19 protein-coding genes are annotated in these 15,805 nt (G+C 68.9%); 10 read left to right on the top strand and 9 right to left on the bottom strand.

Going from position 1 to position 15,805, the window contains the following annotated elements; translation table 11 throughout:
* Positions 1-45 precede the first annotated feature (45 nt).
* The gene (locus H4281_RS27225) at positions 46-822 is read right to left on the bottom strand and encodes a SigB/SigF/SigG family RNA polymerase sigma factor (RefSeq protein WP_182893753.1); all 777 of its coding nucleotides are present in this window, start codon (positions 820-822) and stop codon (positions 46-48) included.
* Positions 819-1,235: an ATP-binding protein gene (locus tag H4281_RS27230; RefSeq protein ID WP_182893754.1), complete on the bottom strand. Its 417-nt coding sequence runs from the start codon at positions 1,233-1,235 to the stop codon at positions 819-821. The genes H4281_RS27225 and H4281_RS27230 overlap by 4 nt, the downstream gene beginning before the upstream one ends.
* Before the next feature lie 151 nt (positions 1,236-1,386).
* On the opposite strand from H4281_RS27230, the gene H4281_RS27235 reads away from it, so the two are divergent.
* From H4281_RS27235 to H4281_RS27245, 3 genes are all read left to right on the top strand, one after another.
* A complete protein-coding gene (locus H4281_RS27235) occupies positions 1,387-1,692 on the top strand; it encodes a WhiB family transcriptional regulator (protein WP_009086013.1) in 306 nt (101 codons plus the stop codon).
* 219 nt (positions 1,693-1,911) lie between these two features.
* Positions 1,912-2,265: an STAS domain-containing protein gene (locus H4281_RS27240; RefSeq protein ID WP_009086015.1), complete on the top strand. Its 354-nt coding sequence runs from the start codon at positions 1,912-1,914 to the stop codon at positions 2,263-2,265.
* Between the two features lie 54 nt (positions 2,266-2,319).
* A complete protein-coding gene (locus tag H4281_RS27245; RefSeq protein ID WP_182893939.1) occupies positions 2,320-3,105 on the top strand; it encodes a metal-dependent hydrolase in 786 nt (261 codons plus the stop codon).
* Between the two features lie 7 nt (positions 3,106-3,112).
* Here the strand turns inward: H4281_RS27245 and H4281_RS27250 are convergent, their stop codons facing one another.
* Positions 3,113-4,453 (bottom strand): flavin monoamine oxidase family protein, encoded by a 1,341-nt coding sequence (locus H4281_RS27250; protein WP_182893755.1) that lies wholly within the window; start codon positions 4,451-4,453, stop codon positions 3,113-3,115.
* 123 nt (positions 4,454-4,576) lie between these two features.
* Between H4281_RS27250 and H4281_RS27255 the strand changes: the two genes are divergently transcribed.
* The gene (locus H4281_RS27255; RefSeq protein WP_182893756.1) at positions 4,577-5,173 is read left to right on the top strand and encodes a TetR/AcrR family transcriptional regulator; all 597 of its coding nucleotides are present in this window, start codon (positions 4,577-4,579) and stop codon (positions 5,171-5,173) included.
* A gap of 6 nt (positions 5,174-5,179) precedes the next feature.
* Here H4281_RS27255 and H4281_RS27260 read toward each other — a convergent pair whose 3' ends face one another.
* Positions 5,180-5,938 carry a nuclear transport factor 2 family protein gene (locus tag H4281_RS27260; protein ID WP_182893757.1) on the bottom strand — a complete coding sequence of 253 codons (759 nt, stop codon included), beginning with the start codon at positions 5,936-5,938 and terminating at the stop codon, positions 5,180-5,182.
* Between the two features lie 183 nt (positions 5,939-6,121).
* On the opposite strand from H4281_RS27260, the gene H4281_RS27265 reads away from it, so the two are divergent.
* Positions 6,122-6,667 carry a TetR/AcrR family transcriptional regulator gene (locus H4281_RS27265; protein WP_182893758.1) on the top strand — a complete coding sequence of 182 codons (546 nt, stop codon included), beginning with the start codon at positions 6,122-6,124 and terminating at the stop codon, positions 6,665-6,667.
* On the opposite strand, the gene H4281_RS27270 is transcribed toward H4281_RS27265, so the two are convergent.
* Positions 6,664-7,242 carry a helix-turn-helix domain-containing protein gene (locus tag H4281_RS27270; RefSeq protein WP_182893759.1) on the bottom strand — a complete coding sequence of 193 codons (579 nt, stop codon included), beginning with the start codon at positions 7,240-7,242 and terminating at the stop codon, positions 6,664-6,666. The genes H4281_RS27265 and H4281_RS27270 overlap by 4 nt on opposite strands.
* A gap of 111 nt (positions 7,243-7,353) precedes the next feature.
* On the opposite strand from H4281_RS27270, the gene H4281_RS27275 reads away from it, so the two are divergent.
* Positions 7,354-8,526: an MFS transporter gene (locus H4281_RS27275; protein WP_182893760.1), complete on the top strand. Its 1,173-nt coding sequence runs from the start codon at positions 7,354-7,356 to the stop codon at positions 8,524-8,526.
* Here H4281_RS27275 and H4281_RS27280 read toward each other — a convergent pair.
* Positions 8,476-9,738, bottom strand: coding sequence for an MFS transporter (locus tag H4281_RS27280; protein ID WP_182893761.1), 1,263 nt, complete (start codon positions 9,736-9,738; stop codon positions 8,476-8,478). The genes H4281_RS27275 and H4281_RS27280 overlap by 51 nt on opposite strands.
* A gap of 118 nt (positions 9,739-9,856) precedes the next feature.
* Between H4281_RS27280 and H4281_RS27285 the strand changes: the two genes are divergently transcribed.
* Positions 9,857-10,198 carry a hypothetical protein gene (locus H4281_RS27285; RefSeq protein WP_182893762.1) on the top strand — a complete coding sequence of 114 codons (342 nt, stop codon included), beginning with the start codon at positions 9,857-9,859 and terminating at the stop codon, positions 10,196-10,198.
* 2 nt (positions 10,199-10,200) lie between these two features.
* Here H4281_RS27285 and H4281_RS27290 read toward each other — a convergent pair whose 3' ends face one another.
* Both H4281_RS27290 and H4281_RS27295 read right to left on the bottom strand, forming a co-directional pair.
* Positions 10,201-11,796, bottom strand: coding sequence for an ABC transporter permease (locus H4281_RS27290; protein ID WP_182893763.1), 1,596 nt, complete (start codon positions 11,794-11,796; stop codon positions 10,201-10,203).
* Positions 11,793-12,692, bottom strand: coding sequence for an ABC transporter ATP-binding protein (locus H4281_RS27295; protein WP_182893764.1), 900 nt, complete (start codon positions 12,690-12,692; stop codon positions 11,793-11,795). Before H4281_RS27295 ends, H4281_RS27290 begins: the two co-directional genes overlap by 4 nt.
* A gap of 94 nt (positions 12,693-12,786) precedes the next feature.
* On the opposite strand from H4281_RS27295, the gene H4281_RS27300 reads away from it, so the two are divergent.
* Positions 12,787-13,272 carry a GbsR/MarR family transcriptional regulator gene (locus H4281_RS27300; RefSeq protein WP_182893765.1) on the top strand — a complete coding sequence of 162 codons (486 nt, stop codon included), beginning with the start codon at positions 12,787-12,789 and terminating at the stop codon, positions 13,270-13,272.
* Here the strand turns inward: H4281_RS27300 and H4281_RS27305 are convergent.
* Positions 13,269-13,832 (bottom strand): TetR/AcrR family transcriptional regulator, encoded by a 564-nt coding sequence (locus H4281_RS27305; RefSeq protein ID WP_182893766.1) that lies wholly within the window; start codon positions 13,830-13,832, stop codon positions 13,269-13,271. The two genes, H4281_RS27300 and H4281_RS27305, sit on opposite strands and share 4 nt — an antisense overlap.
* A 90-nt stretch (positions 13,833-13,922) precedes the next feature.
* Here H4281_RS27305 and H4281_RS27310 point away from each other — a divergent pair, with 90 nt between their 5' ends.
* Positions 13,923-14,552 (top strand): NAD(P)-dependent oxidoreductase, encoded by a 630-nt coding sequence (locus tag H4281_RS27310; RefSeq protein ID WP_182893767.1) that lies wholly within the window; start codon positions 13,923-13,925, stop codon positions 14,550-14,552.
* Between the two features lie 459 nt (positions 14,553-15,011).
* Positions 15,012-15,761, top strand: coding sequence for an SGNH/GDSL hydrolase family protein (locus H4281_RS27315; protein WP_182893768.1), 750 nt, complete (start codon positions 15,012-15,014; stop codon positions 15,759-15,761).
* Positions 15,762-15,805: the final 44 nt, after the last annotated feature.

Consider the following 15,805-nt stretch of genomic DNA (forward strand, 5'->3'; position numbering starts at 1 on the left):
CGCTGTGCTCGCATGTGGTGTTTACCCAACCCGGCCGAAAGCGAATCAGGTGCCCTCGGTGATGTCAGTCTCGGCCAGTCCGGTACGGAGCTTTTTCAGCGTCGCCGCGAGCAGCCGCGACACCTGCATCTGGGAAACCCCGACGCGGCGCGCGATGTCCGACTGGCTCATCCCGGATCCGAACCGCAGCGCCACGATCTTGCGTTCGCGCTCGGGCAAACTGTCCAGCATCGGCCGCAGCGCCTCGCGCAGTTCCGCCTGGCCGAGGTTGGCGTCCGGCGCGCCGAAGCGCGTGTGCGCGGAGTTCTCCAGCAGGTTGTCCAGCGAGGCCCCGTACCGCCCTTGACCGGCCCGCAGGCCCTCGTAGACGTCCTCGATCGGCACGCCGAGATGCCGCGCGATCTCACTGGGCTTCGGCGCGCGCGAAAGCCGCACGGTCAGTTCCTCGCGGGCGGCCGAGATCGTCGCGTTGAGTTCCTTGAGCCGCCTCGGCACCCGGACCGACCAGCTGTTGTCGCGGAAGTGGTGGCGCAGTTCGCCGGAGATCGTCGGCACCGCGAAGGCCAGGAAATCGGTGCCCTGCTCGGGGTCGTAGCGGTCCACCGCGTGGATCAGGCCGACGGTCGCGATCTGCACGAGGTCGTCCATCGCCTCGTCGCGGTTGCGGAACTTCCGGGCGAGGTTGCGCGCCAGTTCGAGATGCTCGCGCACCAGCCGGTCCCGGATCTCCTCGCGGCGGGGCGCGTGCTCGGGCAGCTGCGTCAGCTCGTGGAACAGTGCTGCCACGTCGGTGGGCTTGTCGCCGCCGGCGGGGTTCGTCACGAGCTGGCCGCCTCACTCTCCCGGACCAGTTGCACCCGGGAGAGGTACCGGCCGTTGGCCGGGGTCACGGTGCGCCGCGCGGAGGTCGCGAGCGCGGTCAGCAGCTGCCAGGACAGACCGGTCTCGTCGCCGTGGTCGGCGCGGTCGGAGACCACCGACACAGTGACCTCGATCCGGCCCTCCAGCCAGGAGAACACGCAGGTCAGCTTGCCGTCGGCGGCCGAGGGCAGCAGCATCGAACAGGCCTCGTCCACGGCCATCCGCAGATCCTCGACCGCGTCCAGGTCGAAGTCCTGGCGCATGGCGATGTCGGCGACGATGGTGCGCAGGGTGGGCACCACGTGCGGGATAGCCGCCGTCCGCACCTCGATGAGCTGTGCGTCCTCGCGCTCGAGCGGGGCGTTCTCCTCCACGTGCTGTCCTCTCTCCGGCGTGCCACGCCAGTCTTTCGTGCCCGATCTGCCACATGCCCGGGGGGTGAGCAAACCAAACCCGGGTTTGACCGCCGCGACCGGCGGGCATGTAGCCGTCGAGTGTGCTGATCCCGGGAAAGGTGGGGACGACATGGCTGACGTGAGCCGACTGCCGAACGTGGTGGCCGAGGAGTGGGAGTGGCAGCTTCAAGGCTCGTGCCGCGGCGCGGACAGCAGCCTGTTCTTCCATACCGACAATGAGCGCGGTTCCGCGCGCGAGCGCCGCGAGTCCCGGGCCAAGGCGATCTGCCACACCTGCCCGGTGCTGGCCCAGTGCCGCAAGCACGCGATGACCGTCGAAGAGCCGTACGGAATCTGGGGCGGGCTCGGCGAGATCGAGCGCCGCGAGCTGTTCATGCGCGAACGGCGAGCGAAGCGCAAGACGGTGTCCGCCTGAGCCGACCGACCCCGCGACCCGCGCGCCCACCTGCGGTGCGCGGGGTGCTGTGCGTCCGCCGGTCGAGAGCGCGCCAAGGTGTAGCCATGTGCCGACGCGGACTCAGTCACCCACTGGGTTAGGGTTGAGTCTCCAGATGCTTGGGACCGTGACACGGTTGCCTCTTGAGACAACAGGCGCGTACCGGCGCAGGAGCAGCGCCTGACGAGGAGAAACTGCATGCCCGCAGCCGACCAGAACGCCACTCCGCCCGGATTCGGCATCACGCTGGACACCGCGGCCGCCGAGCCGAGGGTCGTGGTCACGGGTGAGCTCGATCTGCTCACCAGCCCGCAGCTGCAGGAAGCTCTTGCCGGATTGATCGCGGACAAGAATTCCCGTCGCGTGGTGGCCGACCTCACCGGGGTGACCTTCTTCGACTCATCGGCGCTGAACGTCGTCCTGCACGCCCAGCGGCAGGCCGGGGAACAGGACGTCGAACTCGAGGTCGTGCCGAGCCCGGCGGTCAGCCGGGTGATCGAGCTCACCGGCGTGGCCGAACACCTGAGCGTGTCGGAGGAACCTCCGGCCTGATCTCCCGCTACGGTCGCTGAAAAATGGCCCGCGACCTGGGGGATAACCATCATGATGGGGCGCACGCACGCCCTGACCGGCTGGTGCGCGGGCCTCGCCCTCGCGCCCGCGGTCGGCGTCGGCTCGGTGCATCAGGCGGTGGTCTTCGCGGCCACCACGGCCGGGTTCGCGCTGCTGCCGGACCTTGACCATCCCAGCGCCAGTGCGACCCGCCTGTTCGGCTGGCTGACCGGCGCGCTGTCGTGGCTGCTGCGCCGGGTGTCTGCAGCTGTATACGCCCTGACGAAGGGCCCCCGCGACGAGAAGGTGACCGGCACGCACCGGCACCTGTCGCACACCCTCTTGTTCGCAGTCGCCCTCGGCGCGGCTACCTCCGCTGGCTGTACCGCCGGTGGAGCTTGGGCTGTGCTGGGCGTGTTGTTGTTCGGACTCCTGCTCGCCGTCGCGGCTCTGGGCGATTGGCTGCTGCTGCCCTATGGCGGCGCGGTGGCCTGGTGGTACTTCACCGCGCCGGACGACCGGGTAGCCCAGCTGGCGGACATCTCCGGCTGGCTCGGCGTGGCGGTCGCGGCCGGCTGTTTCGTGCACTGCCTCGGCGATTCGCTCACCGAGTCGGGCTGCCCGTTCCTGTTCCCGCTGCCGATCGCGGGGGAGACCTGGTACGAACTCCGCCCGCCGAAGCCGCTGCGGCTGCACACCGGGAAAAAGGTGGAGACGCGACTGGTGTTCCCGGTGTTCGTGCTGGTGGGGATCTTGCTGGTGCCGGGAGTATGGGACTGGGCGGTGGCCACGGTGGAGCATTTGTTCACGCCACCGGCTTCGCAGACCGCGACTCAGTGAGCCTCGCTCAACGCCGCAGGATCTCCTCCGCGACAGCGCTGCCGGACCGCACGGCGCCCTCCATATAGCCGTTCCACTCCACCGCGTACTCCGCACCCGCCCAGTGGATACGGCCGACTGGTGGCCGCAGCACGTCGCCGTAACTGGTCCACACTCCAGGGGCGAAGTGGGCGCCGTAACAGCCTCGGGTGAACTCCTCGGCGCTCCAGTCCTTCTCGACGTACGCAGTCGGTTCGGCGGCCCGCGGCCCTAGGTAGCGGACGAAGGAATCGAGCACGGCCTGGCGGCGCCGGTCGGGCGGAAGACGCTGCCAGCGGCGTGCCTCGCCGCCCTCGACGAAGCCCAGGAGGACGCCGATTTCGCCGCCCGGCGGGGAAACGTCGAAGGTGACCTTGACCGGACCGTTGTCGGAGGCGACCTGCCCGTTGAGTCCCTGTTCGCGCCAGAAGGGCGTGGGGTACGAGGCGAACGTCTTGGTGACCGTCCCGGCTGGCAGCTTCTGCGTCAGCTGGTCGCGCCAGGCGGGCAGTACCGGGTCGTACCGCAGCCGTCCGGCGAGCGTCGGCGGGAGGGCGATGACGACCCGGTCGCCGGTGAAGGTTTGCCCAGCGCGGGTGGTGACCGTGATCCCGGCCTGGTCGTGGGCCACCGACGCGACTGGTGTCGACAGCCTGACGTCGAGCCCGTCGGAGAGTCGTTGTGCCACCAGGACGGAGCCGCCGACGACGCGGTCCTGCTGCGCGCCGCGGTCGACGGCGAGGAGGGTTTCCAGGTCCGCGTTGCTGACTGCGTAGAACAGCGCATGCAGCAGGGAAAGATCGCTGGCGTCGGCGGCGAAGACGGCTTCGGTCGCGACCCGGAAGTAGGCGCGTCCGCTCGGGGTGTGCAGATTGCGCCGGACCCAGGTCTCGAAGGTTTGGCTGTCGAGCAGGCGCGCCTTCGGATGCGCCCACGGCTGCTTCGGGTCGATGCCGCGGGCGAGCCTGCCGAAGCGGGTCAAGCCCTGGGCGAGGTCGGCGAGCGCGACCGGATTGAGCCGTGGCACGGCGCCCTTGGCTCCGTCGACGAGGGTGCGCCTGCCGCCGAGCTGGACGAGCGTTTTGCCTTCGTCGTTCCAGGTGCGGAAAGTCGCCAGGCCGAGTTCGCCGACGAGCCCGTGCATCCTGGTGTGGCCCTCGCCGATCCAGGTGCCGCCGAGTTCGATCGGGTGTCCCTCGATTTCGCCGCCCTCGGTCCGCCCGCCGACCCGGTCACGAGCTTCGAGGACGACTGTCTCGGCTCCCGCCGCCTTGAGTTCCCGTGCGGCGGAGAGTCCCGCCAGTCCCGCGCCGACGACCACGACCTGCATGGCTTGCTCCCTCGCGTTCCGGAGATTCGGTCAACTGACCGATTCGGTGCAGCCTAAGGAGCGCCGCCGCGGCTGGCAAGGATTCGTGGCAAGATTTCGGTCGACTGACCGAAAGGGGTGGCCATGCCGTACGTCGAGGCCGCGGTACGCCGGACCCAGTTCATCGCGGCCGCCCGCACCGCGCTGGCCGCGCACGGCGTCGCCAAGACTTCGCTGCGCGTCGTGGCCGCGCAGGCGGACGTCCCGCTGGCCACCATGCAGTACGTCTTCCCGTCCAAGGAGAAGCTGCTCCGGGCCGTGATCGAGGACGTCGTCGACGAGATCGCCGGCGTTCTCCAGGTCTCGGCTGCCACCGGCCAAGGCCTGGCGAACGCGATCCGGCAAGGACTCGACACCTTCTGGGGCAAGCTCGTCGAGGGCGGGCGCGAACTGCAGTTGCTGCAGTACGAACTCACCATGTACGCCCTGCGCACCTCTGGCCACGAAGAACTCGCTCGGCTCCAGTACCGGCGCTATGCCGACGTCGTCGCTCAGTGGTGCCGGGAAGCCGCTGAGCAGGCGGGCGAGACTGCCGCCGTTTCCTTCGACCACCTCGCGCGCATGATCGTCGCCGGAGTGGACGGGCTGATCCTGCAGTACGTCTGCGACCCCGACGACGCGCGGGCGAGGGAGGGGCGCGAGGCGTTGGCGGACATGGCGATCGGGCTGGCGAGGGGCTGACGCCGATTACTCCTCGAACGTAGGTGCGCCCGAGTAGTCGCGGGAGTGCACGATCCGACCGTCCCGCGCCGTCATGACCATCGCGTACGTCGACACATACGGCTTGCCCTCGTACTCCCCGTGCAGGTCGTACTCCGCCACCAGCACCTCCGGATCGCTGGTCTCGTGCACCACGACCCGATCCGCCTTGGTGATCCGGCGGCGCTCTCCGGCCTCGTGAAAGCGTTTGCGCAACTCCTCCCGGTCGCGCGTCACCTTCGGCACTCCGGCCGGCGCGAACGGGATTTCGATCACGACGTCGTCGGAGTACAGGTCGGCGAGATCGTCCCAGCGGTTGTCGACAGCCGCGTCGAGGAAGCGCTGGAAGACCTCCTTCGTCCCGTGCAGTGCGGTTGCTGCGCCGTTGTTCGGGTAGTCGCGGTACCGGGCGACCTGGCCGTCCCGCACGGTCAGCAGTCCGGCGGACGACGGGAGCCGGTAGCTGTGCCCGGTGTGCGGGTTGCGGCCCTCGGCGACGAGTTCGACAGCGAATCCGTCCGCGGTTTCCGTCGTGGTGACCTCGACTTTCTCCAGGCCGATCCGGGCCGCGACGGCGCTGCCCGCGCCGAGTGTGGCCAGTACCGCGTCCCGGCCGGCGGAGCGGTGGCCGGTGAACGGGATTTCGTAGACGGCGTCCTCGGCGAGAACGCCGGCGAGCTGCGCGGCGTCGAAGGCGCGCAGTGCGTTCGCGACGATCTCGGCTACTTCGGACACGGTGCGGGGCATCAGAAACCTCATTAGGGAAGAGAGGGGGATAATCGGAACGGGGCACCCGCTTACGAAGATACGGAGTTGTCACTCCGGTTGTCAACGACGGCCTGGAGATCTGAGACACGGTCAGAAGCGGCGGAGATCGTTCCAAGGAAGAATCGGACGACCGCACCACTTTGAGATCAGAGGAGATAGCCGGTGGAGAAGCCTGCGCTCCGCGCGGACGCGCGCCGGAACCGCGCCCGTGTGCTGGCTGCCGCCGAAGCAGCGTTCGCCGTCGACGGGCTCTCGGTGCCCCTCGACGACATCGCGCGGCTGGCTGGCGTCGGCGCGGGCACTGTCTATCGTCATTTCCCCAGCAAGGAAGCGCTGTTCCAGGCCGTCGTCGTGGAGCGGCTGGAGCAGTACGGCGTTGAGGCGCAGGAGCTGATCGACTCCGACGCGCCAGGCGAAGCGTTCTACGACTACTTCACGCGCGTCATCGAGCAGGCGTCGCGTAACCGTGCGATCTGCGAAGCGCTCGGTGAGACAAGCGGTTCTGCGTACAAGGCCGAAGCGGCGGAGCGGTTTCGCGTGAACCTCACGGCGCTTCTGGAACGCGCGCAAGCCGCGGGCACTGTACGCACAGACATCGACGGCGAAGACCTGCGCGCGCTCATTGTCGGCGCGCTCGCGGTAGAGCGGTTTACGCCGGACAGCCGGCACCTGGTGCGCGTACTGCTGGACGGTCTGCGCAAGGTCTAGCGGCGACCGGTGCGCAGGTGGATGCGTTCGCCGGACTTGCTGAAGAGGCTGAGGATTTCGACGTCGCCCTTGCCCGCGGCGCCGAACCAGTGCGGGATGTGACAGTCGAACTCGGCCGCTTCGCCGTTTCCCATGATGAAGTCGTGCTCGCTCAGGCGAACGCGTAGGCGTCCGCGAAGAACGTAGAGCCATTCGTGCCCGTCGTGGGTACGCAGGTGAGGCTCTTCGTCGTGCGCCGGGATGACCTGTTTGTAGGCGCGGATTTCCCCCTGGTGCCGGGACAACGCGATCAGCACGCGCCCGTCCTTCTTGGCGGGCTGCTGGGGCACGCGCGGGTCGACGATCCGCGGCGCGGCGACGATCTCGTCGAACGGGACGCCCAGCGCCGCGGTGATCGGCAGCAGCAGTTCGAGACTCGGCTTGCGCTGCCCGGATTCCAGCCGGGACAACGTGCTGGTCGAGATGCCGGTGGCCCGCGCGAGGTCGGCGAGGCTGACGCCCTGCTTGTCTCGCGCCTGCCGAAGCCGGGGCGCGATCTGCTCGAGCACGCTGTCGACGGTGGGGTGGTCGCTCATGCGGCGCAGTCAACCAATGCGTCCCGGAAACGGCAACGTTTCTTGCCGCTTTCGCGTGCGGCTTCCGATGCTGGTCGCAGGGGTCCCCAAAACCACGGAGGCGAAGCGTTGATGACCAGCGAAACCGTCGAAAAGCCACGGAGTTCCGCGCGCTTGCCCGTCGGCGTGTACCTGCTCGCCTTCAGCCTGTTCGCAATGGGCAGCGCGGAATTCCTTCTGGCGGGCGTGCTGCCCGCGGTGGCCGACGATCTCCAGGTTTCGCTGTCCTCCGCCGGGTTTCTCATCACCGCGTTCGCGCTCGGGGTCGTCATCGGCGGGCCGCCGTTCGCCGTGTTCAGCCTGCGCTGGCCCCGCCGCACCGCGCTGATGGTCACCCAAGGAGTGTTCGCCGCCAGCGTCGCCGCCGGGCTGCTGGGCAACTACCCGGTCTTGCTGGTGAGCCGGGTCGTCTCGGGCGTCGCCTACGCCGGCTTCTTCGCCGTCGCGTCCGTGACCGCGATCAGCCTGGTCGCCCCGGACCGCATCGCCCGCGCTTCCGGGGTCGTGGTCAGCGGCCTGAGCGTCGCCATGGTCGCCGGCGGACCGGCAGGCACCTTGCTCAGCCATTTCACCCAGTGGCGAGGCGGATTCTGGGCCGTGGTCGCACTGACGCTCGCCGGGACCGTCGCCTGCTCGCTCGGGATACCCGCGACGACCCGGTCGGCGGCGCGGCCGAGTGTGTCGCGGGAACTCGCCACGATCCGCAAACCCCGGCTTTGGGCCGTTTACGGCAGCACGATCCTGACCACGGCGGCGTACATGATCACGTTCAACTACCTCTCCGCCATGCTCGCCGAGATCACCGGCGTCCCCACCGGATGGATTCCCGCGGTCCTCGCGCTTTTCGGAATCGGCGCCTTCGTGGGCCTGTCCATCGGCGGCCGTATTTCCGACCGGCGACCCCACGCCGCGCTCCTGGGCGGAGCCGTCGCGATCGTGCTTCTTTCGGTTGTCCTGGTCGGCGCGATCCGCAGTTCGTGGGCGATGCTTCCTACGGTGTTCCTGCTCGGGATCGCTGCCTTCGTACTGAATCCCGCGATCTACGGCCGGGTCTTCGCCATCGCCGCCGACGCCCCGACGCTCGCCGGGGCGACCACGGTTTCGGCTTTCCAGCTGGGAATCAGCGCTACTCCCGTCCTCGCGGCGGCCGTGCTCGCCCAAGCCCTCAGCTGGGTCAGCCTCATCGGAGCGGTCCTAGCCACGCTCGCGATCCCCCTGATCGTTCTCGACCGTTCCCTCGGCTAGCGGCAGGTCTCGCATCTTGCGAAGCGGCGAAGCGATGAGAATCGCCGACGCGGCAAGGATTCCGATGCCGCATACGTACAGCGTGACCCGGGTTGTGGTGAGTTCCGCGATCAAGCCGCCGAGCAGACTGCCGAGCGGGGCAATGCCGAAAATGACCGTCTGCGACACCGAGGAGACACGGCCGAGCAATTCGTGCGGGGTGACCGCTTGCCGGAAGCTGGTTTCGAACACGCCAAGCACAATGATCCCGAAACTTGACCCGAAGCCGCCCGCGACCCACCAGGCGAGCCCCCAGCCTTGTGTCGCGAAAGCGTTGAGCAGGAACGAAACGCTGTACACGGCGGCACCGAAGTACAACGCCCGGGCAGCACCGAAACGAGTGCCGAGCCGTTGCGCGACTCCACTCGCGAGCAAGGCGCCGAACAGCGAGATCGTGCCGAGCAAACCGATCATGAACGGTGCGACGTGCAGATCGCGGACCATGAACACCATCGACACCGCCATGAACATCGACTGGAACAGGCTCGACGCGGCACCGTGCAGGGCGATCGCCCGCAGGAGCGGATTGTGCGTAACAGTCCGCAGTCCCTCGCCGATCTCGCGGCGAAGGTTCCGCTCCGCGGGCTCAGGCCGCACATCCGGCGTGCGAATCCGGCGCAGCCAGGCGGCCGACCACAGGTAAGTCAACGCGTCGACAGCCATCGCGCCCGCGCCGCCGATGAACTGCACGATCATCCCGCCGAGCCCCGGCCCGGCGATCGCGGCGACGGACAGGTTGGTCTGCAACCGGGCGTTCGCGTCGGGCAGTTCGCCGCGTTCGACGAGGTTCGGCAGGTAGGTCTGGTGCGCGACGTTGAAGAAGACGGTGAACACCCCGGCCAGCAGCACGACGACGTACAGATGGCCCAGCGTCAGCGATCCGAACACCGCGGCGAGCGGCACCGAGCCGATGAGCAGCGCGCGGCCGAGGTCGGCGGTGATCAGCACCGGCCGGTTGCGCATCCGGTCGCACCACGCGCCCACCTGCAGTCCGAGCAGCAAATACGGGAGCGTGCTCAGCGTCCGCAGCAGCGAAACCTCGGCCACGGACGCGGCGAGCGTCGTGGTCGCCAGCAGCGGGATCACCAGGAAGTCGATGCGATTGCCGACCTGGCTGAGGCCGTCGGCGAGCCAAAGCCGCCGGAAGTCCGGCGAGCGAAGAATCCCCCTCATAGGGTTAGTGTTATATAAGTTGAGTCGGTAGATATCAAGTTGCACAGTGCGTAACGACGCCTATGATCAACGCGACGAACCCTCGTAGCCGAGTGACCGTGCGGCGAGGAGGTGCCGGATGTCGGACACCGCTCCCACCTGGGGTTATGTCGTCGTGACCGGTCTCGCCGGGCTGGCGGGCGGGCTGCTGGTCGCCGCGCTGCTGGTCGCCGGTCGCACTCCGCGTCCGGCCGGAGAGTCTTCGCCGCCCACCCCGCCGCCTGTGCAGCAGGTGACGGTAACGGTGACCGGCCTCCCTCTGCCGCCGATCACCGTGACCCATCGCCCGCCCGCACCTCCGGCCCCGCCGCCGCGCACGACCACGGCCACGGTGTCGGTCACCCCGACTCAGTCGAGCCCGTCGGCACCCCCGCCGACCACACTGGGCCCGACCAGCGGATTCATCCGCGACGAACGCTGACGTCAGCCGACGTCGCGCCGCCGCCAGCCGGTCAGGCCCACCGCCAGCACGACTGCCGAAACCGCCAGCAACACCACCAGCGGCACCGCGGTGAACACCGCGCCGGGCACCTTCGGCGGATGCTGGAACGGCGAGACGTCCAGTAGCACCTGCGGTGCGTTGACGACCGGCCCGAACATGCTGATCAGCAACGCCAGCGCCGCCACGCCCCAGGCGGCGGTCGCCAGTTTCGGCAGCAGGCCGAAGATCAGCGCGGCCACCGCGACGATCACCCACGCCGCGGGCACCTGCACCGCGACGGCCGCGACCATGTTCCCGACCGAGCGGCCGACGTCTCCGCTGCGCAGCCCGTTCGACAGCCCGAGCAGCACGCCTCCGACGAGCACGAGCAACGCGCTGCCGAGGAACGCGAACACGAGGTGGCTCGCGGCCCAGCGCAGCCGTCCGACCCGCGTGGCCAGCAGCGGTTCGAGCCGGATCGAGGTTTCCTCCGTGCGCATTCGCAGCGCCGCCTGCACGCCGTAGAGCGAGGCGAGCATCGCGAACAGGCTGACCATCGTGGCGAGGAAGGCGTCGACCAGTCCGTGCGAACCGCCGAGCCGCTCGAAGATCTGCCTGCTCTGCTCGGTGCCGCCGACCAGGCCGGAAATGCCCTGCGCGATCGTCCCGAACAACGCGCCGCCGACCGCGAGTCCGATGAGCCAGCCGAACAACGGACCCCGCTGCAGCCGCCAGGCCAGCGAAAACGGCGATCGCAGCGACGGCGCGGCTTCGCTGGGTCCCAGTCGCGGCGGAAGCAGGCCGACGCCGACGTCGCGACGCGGCAGCAGCGCGTAGGCCACGACAAACAGCACGAGCGTGGTCGCGACGGGCAAAATCAGGACCCACCAACGTTCTTCGGCGAACGGCCGGATCTGCTGCGCCCAGCCGAGCGGCGACAGCCACGACAGCCAATGCGCGTCGGTGGTCGAATCACCCGCGCCACGCAACAGAAACGCGACGCCGAGCACGGCCGTGCCGATGCCGTTCGCAGTCCGTGAGTACTCGCCGAGCTGCGCGGCGACCGCGGCGACGCCGGTGAAAACCAGCCCGGCGAGCGCGGTGCTCGCGCCGAGCGCGACGGAACCCGCCGCGGGAACCTTCGCCGCCAGCGTGATCGCTTGCAGCACCCCGATCAGCACGCTCGCTCCGCCGGTCACCGCGAGCGCGGCGGTGAGCGGTGCGTATCGACCGACCACAGTGGACGCCAGCAGTTCGGCGCGGCCGGTGTCCTCCTCCGCGCGGGTGTGCCGGGTGAGCGTGAAGACGGCCATCAGGCCGGTCAGCAGCGCCAGGAACCCGCCCATTCGCCAGGCGATGAACCCGCCCGCCGTGCCGAGGTTGAACGCCGGGCCGTAGAGCAGCGCGAACGACGGGTTCGCGGCGGCCGACGCGACGAGCCCGGCCCGGCTCGCGGCGGTCGGATAGAACTGGTCGTAACTGCTGATCGTGGCTACCGGGATGAGGCTGAGCAGGACGATCCAGATCGGCAGGATGATCCGGTCGCGGCGCAGCGCCAGCCGGATCAGCGGCCCGGTGCCGTTGAGCGCGCCGCTCATTTCCCGGCCTCGAGTTCGTCGGCGTAGTGGCGCAGGAAGAGTTCCTCGAGCGTCGGCGGCCTGCTCTCCAGGCTGCGCACGCCGATCTGGGTCAGCTGGCGCAGTGCGTCCTCGAGCGAGCGCGTTTCCACGTCGAAGCGGACGCGGTTGCCGTCCATCTTGAGGTCGTGGACGTCGGGGAGTTTGGCGAGGCCGTTCGGCGGTCCGGCCAGCTCCGCGGTGATCGACGTGCGGGTCAGATGGCGCAGTTCGGCGAGCGTGCCCGACTCGACCGCGCGGCCGTTCCGGATGATGCTCACCTTGTCGCACAAGGCTTCCACCTCGGCGAGGATGTGGCTGGACAGCAGCACGGTGCGGCCCTGCGCGCGTTCTTCCTGGATGACCTCCTGGAAGGTGGCCTCCATCAACGGGTCGAGGCCCGAGGTCGGCTCGTCGAGCAGCAGCAGGTCCACAGTGGACGCGAGTGCGGCGACGATGGCGACCTTCTGCCGGTTGCCCTTCGAGTACGTGCGGCCCTTCTTGCGCGGGTCGAGGTCGAAGCGCTCGACGAGTTCCTCGCGGCGCTTCTGGTCGAGCCCGCCGCGCAGCCTGCCGAGAAGGTCGATGACCTCGCCGCCGGACAGGTTGGGCCAGAGGTTGACGTCGCCGGGCACGTAGGCGAGCCGCTGGTGCAGGCTCGCCGCGTCGCGCCACGGATCGCCGCCGAGCAGCCGGACTTCGCCGGCGTCGGCGCGCAGCAGTCCGAGCAGGACCCGGATCGTGGTGGACTTCCCGGCGCCGTTCGGGCCGAGGAATCCGTGTACTTCCCCCGCGGGAACCTGAAGATCAAGGCCGTCGAGGGCCTTCACCCGGCCGAATGCTTTGTGCAGGCCGGAGATCGCGATGGCGTTTCCCATAGTTCGGAAGCTACACTCTTTTCATGAAGTTGTGAAGTTAAGAAAACGTCTGGACCGAGTGATCTTCCAGGCGCGCGTGGGAGAGGATGGACGGATGACGACGCCTGAGACGAAGAGAGACGAGGACGCCGTCCGCCGATACGTGGAGAGCCTGGGCCTGGTGATGGCTCAAATCGGCATGCAGCGCATGTCAGCGCGGGTGTTCGCGGCGCTGATGACGACCGACTCGGGGCAGCTCACGGCTGCCGAACTGGCGGAGCAGCTGTCGGTGAGCCCGGCCGCGATCTCCGGCGCGGTGCGGTATCTCGACCAGGTCGGCCTGGTGCGGAAAGTTCGCGAACCCGGCGAACGCCGCGACCACTACCAGCTCTACGACGACCTCTGGTACGCGACTTTCCTCAAGCGCGACCGTTTCCTGATCATGTGGCGCGACGCGGCCACCGAGGGCATCGACGCGCTCGGCCCGGACACTCCCGCCGGGAAACGGCTCGCCGAGATGCGGGACTTCCTGGCATTCATGCTGGTCGAGGTCAACAACCTGTACGACCGGTGGCACGAACTGCGGAAAAACCGCGACTAGCCGAGTTTTTCCAGCGTCTCGACGAGCTGTTGAGCAAGGCCTGGCCGGGGCGGGCGTTCCTCGAAAGACGCGAGGAACGCCTCCTGGAAACACGCGCCGAGCAGCAGCCGGGCCGCGGCTTCGACGTCGAGATCGGCGCGCAGCCTGCCCAGCTTGACCTCCGCGGCCAGATAACCGGCGACGTGCTGGATCGGCAGGTCGGGGCCGTTTTCGAGGGTGTCCCGGTGGGTGCGGAGCAGCTCGCGCGAGGAGAAGATCGAGACGGAGATCGGGAAGCTCGCGCAGTAGAAGGCCAGCGCCGTGGTGGCCAGCTCGGCGAGATTGTCGCCGAGTCCGGCCTTCTCCGGGTGTTCGGTGAGCCTCGCCGCCGTGGCGGCAAGGTCGGGCAGCTCCTCTTTCAGCACCGCGAGGAAGAGCGCGGTCTTGTCGCGAAAGTGCTTGTACAGCAAGGCTTCCGAGTACCCCGAGGCTTGCGCGATCGCCTTGGTCGTGGCGTGCGCGTACCCCTGCTCCCGCATGACCGCCGCCGCCGCGGCGACGATCTCCTCGCGGCTTCCCATGCTGTGCTCCCTGAGGGTCTTCTCAGTGTGGTGAGTGTTCACTTACCCTAGCTGGTAAGTGAACACTCACCCCCTCTTTGGAGGCCTCTCATGAAGATCACCGTCCTGGGTGCGAGCGGCCGGATCGGCGGCCTGGCGGTGCGTGACGCGCTGGCCCGCGGATGGCATGTCACCGCCGTGGTCCGCGACCCCGCGCGATTGACCGTCCCCGCGCACCCCCGATTGGACGTTGCGGTTCACTCCCTGACCGACCCCGGCCTGGCCGACGCGGTGACCGGCCGTGACGCGGTCGTACTGGCCCTCGGCCCCGCGGACCTCAAGCCGACGACGGTCAACTCCGACGGCACCCGCTCCGTGGTCTCCGCCCTGCATGGCTCCCAGACGCGCTTCGTGGTGGTGAGCGCATCCGGCCTGCCCGCGAAGGGGGACAGCCTGTTCTCGAAGCTGGTGCTGAAGCCGTTGCTGGGCGTGGTGTTGCGCAACGGATACGCCGACCTGCAGCGGATGGAGTCGATCCTGCACGAGGCCCCGGACGTGCGGTGGACGATCGTGCGCCCGACGAGGCTGACGGACAAACCCGCACGGGACCACGTGCGCAGCGAGGTGGGCCGGGATGTGCGGCGGAGGTTCCAGATCCCGCGGGCGAACGTGGCGCGGTTCTTGCTGGACGCGGCCGAGGACGATGCGCTGATCGGGAAGACGGTGTCGATCGCACAGTGAGCGGGCTGTCTGCGGTTGCAGACGGCCGTGGCTGGGTTGCCGCTGGTGCGGACGTGCGGCGGTGCTTGCGGACCTTGCCGCGTGCGGTGGGGTTGGCCGCGGGCTTTGCCGCCCGTGGCGTGATTGCTCGCGGGCTGCCGCCCGCGGCGGGACCGCCTGCGGACCCTGCCACCTAGCCGTGGACTCTGCCGCCTGCGGCGGGATTGCCTGAGAATGCGAACTCATCGGCGAATCGCACAACCCGTCCTCGCCGAGGCCGATCGCGACGCCGGGCGGTTGGGCTGGGACTGCCCGCAGCCCCGGCCGCCCATGACTAGTGGTTCTGTCGGCAGTTGCAGACACGCTGCTGGCAGCGGTCTTCCCTCAACTATCCCCAAGGTTGTCCACAACTCACATTCCCTGTGGACAACTCCCCTCGATGCCCCGGATCTGTCGTAGCCCCTCGTTACTGTCGGAGGCATGGCAGTTCTTCGGCTGTTCCTCCTCTTCCTCATGGCACCCGTGCTCGTCGCGCAGGCAGTCCGGGTGCGTCGGACGACTCCGCGGCTTCCCGGGGCCACGGGGCCGATCGAGGGCACTCTCGGCACCGGGCGACCGCTGCGGCTCACCGTCATCGGCGAGTCGACGGTGGACGGCGTCGGCGCACTCACCCACATGGACGCGCTCACCGGGCAGCTCGCGCTGGGGCTCGCCCGCGCGTACCCGGACCGGGAAGTGCAGTGGCACGCGCTGGGCATCACCGGCGCGTCGGCGCGGGTGGTCCTCGACGAGTTGGTTCCGCGAGTCCGGGAGGCGGACGTCGTGGTCGTCGTCCTCGGCGTGAACGACACCCTGGAACTGCACTCTGCCGCGCGGTACCGGCGGGACCTGCTGGCGATCGTCGTCGAGGTGCGGCGAAGGGCCGGCGACGTCCCGGTCGTTCTCGCGGGCGTGCCTCCGCTGGCGAGTTTCCCGTCCTTGCCCCGGCCGCTCCGGGACTTGCTTGGCGCGCGATCGGTCGCGCTCGACCAGGCGGCGCGAGGGCTGACCCGGCTTCCCGGGGTCACGCACATCCCGTTGGCTCCGGGATTGCTCCGTCCGGGAATGTTCGCTGCTGACCGTTTTCACCCTGGCCCCATCGGTTACCGCGCCTGGGCCGCCGCGCTCTCGGAGGGGTTACCGATCGTCACTGACGGTTGGCATCCGGGGGAGGTCGCGCGGCCATCCTGACCGGCAGGTTCACAAAATCCCCAAAATCTTTGGCGCTCCGTGTA

This window comes from Amycolatopsis dendrobii (assembly GCF_014145675.1).
Lineage (GTDB): Bacteria > Actinomycetota > Actinomycetes > Mycobacteriales > Pseudonocardiaceae > Amycolatopsis > Amycolatopsis dendrobii.

Bases quoted from the DNA above. Each gene is read 5' to 3' on its own strand.
- H4281_RS27260 (WP_182893757.1), bottom strand. From the start codon at position 5,938: ATGCCCCGCACCGTGTCCGAAGTAGCCGAGATCGTCGCGAACGCACTG.
- H4281_RS27280 (WP_182893761.1), bottom strand. From the start codon at position 9,738: ATGAGGGGGATTCTTCGCTCGCCGGACTTCCGGCGGCTTTGGCTCGCC.
- H4281_RS27285 (WP_182893762.1), top strand. From the start codon at position 9,857: ATGTCGGACACCGCTCCCACCTGGGGTTATGTCGTCGTGACCGGTCTC.
- H4281_RS27295 (WP_182893764.1), bottom strand. From the start codon at position 12,692: ATGGGAAACGCCATCGCGATCTCCGGCCTGCACAAAGCATTCGGCCGG.
- H4281_RS27255 (WP_182893756.1), top strand. From the start codon at position 4,577: ATGCCGTACGTCGAGGCCGCGGTACGCCGGACCCAGTTCATCGCGGCC.
- H4281_RS27290 (WP_182893763.1), bottom strand. From the start codon at position 11,796: ATGAGCGGCGCGCTCAACGGCACCGGGCCGCTGATCCGGCTGGCGCTG.
- H4281_RS27315 (WP_182893768.1), top strand. From the start codon at position 15,012: ATGGCAGTTCTTCGGCTGTTCCTCCTCTTCCTCATGGCACCCGTGCTC.
- H4281_RS27235 (WP_009086013.1), top strand. From the start codon at position 1,387: ATGGCTGACGTGAGCCGACTGCCGAACGTGGTGGCCGAGGAGTGGGAG.
- H4281_RS27250 (WP_182893755.1), bottom strand. From the start codon at position 4,453: ATGCAGGTCGTGGTCGTCGGCGCGGGACTGGCGGGACTCTCCGCCGCA.
- H4281_RS27270 (WP_182893759.1), bottom strand. From the start codon at position 7,242: ATGAGCGACCACCCCACCGTCGACAGCGTGCTCGAGCAGATCGCGCCC.
- H4281_RS27240 (WP_009086015.1), top strand. From the start codon at position 1,912: ATGCCCGCAGCCGACCAGAACGCCACTCCGCCCGGATTCGGCATCACG.
- H4281_RS27305 (WP_182893766.1), bottom strand. From the start codon at position 13,832: ATGGGAAGCCGCGAGGAGATCGTCGCCGCGGCGGCGGCGGTCATGCGG.
- H4281_RS27245 (WP_182893939.1), top strand. From the start codon at position 2,320: ATGGGGCGCACGCACGCCCTGACCGGCTGGTGCGCGGGCCTCGCCCTC.
- H4281_RS27275 (WP_182893760.1), top strand. From the start codon at position 7,354: ATGACCAGCGAAACCGTCGAAAAGCCACGGAGTTCCGCGCGCTTGCCC.
- H4281_RS27300 (WP_182893765.1), top strand. From the start codon at position 12,787: ATGACGACGCCTGAGACGAAGAGAGACGAGGACGCCGTCCGCCGATAC.
- H4281_RS27310 (WP_182893767.1), top strand. From the start codon at position 13,923: ATGAAGATCACCGTCCTGGGTGCGAGCGGCCGGATCGGCGGCCTGGCG.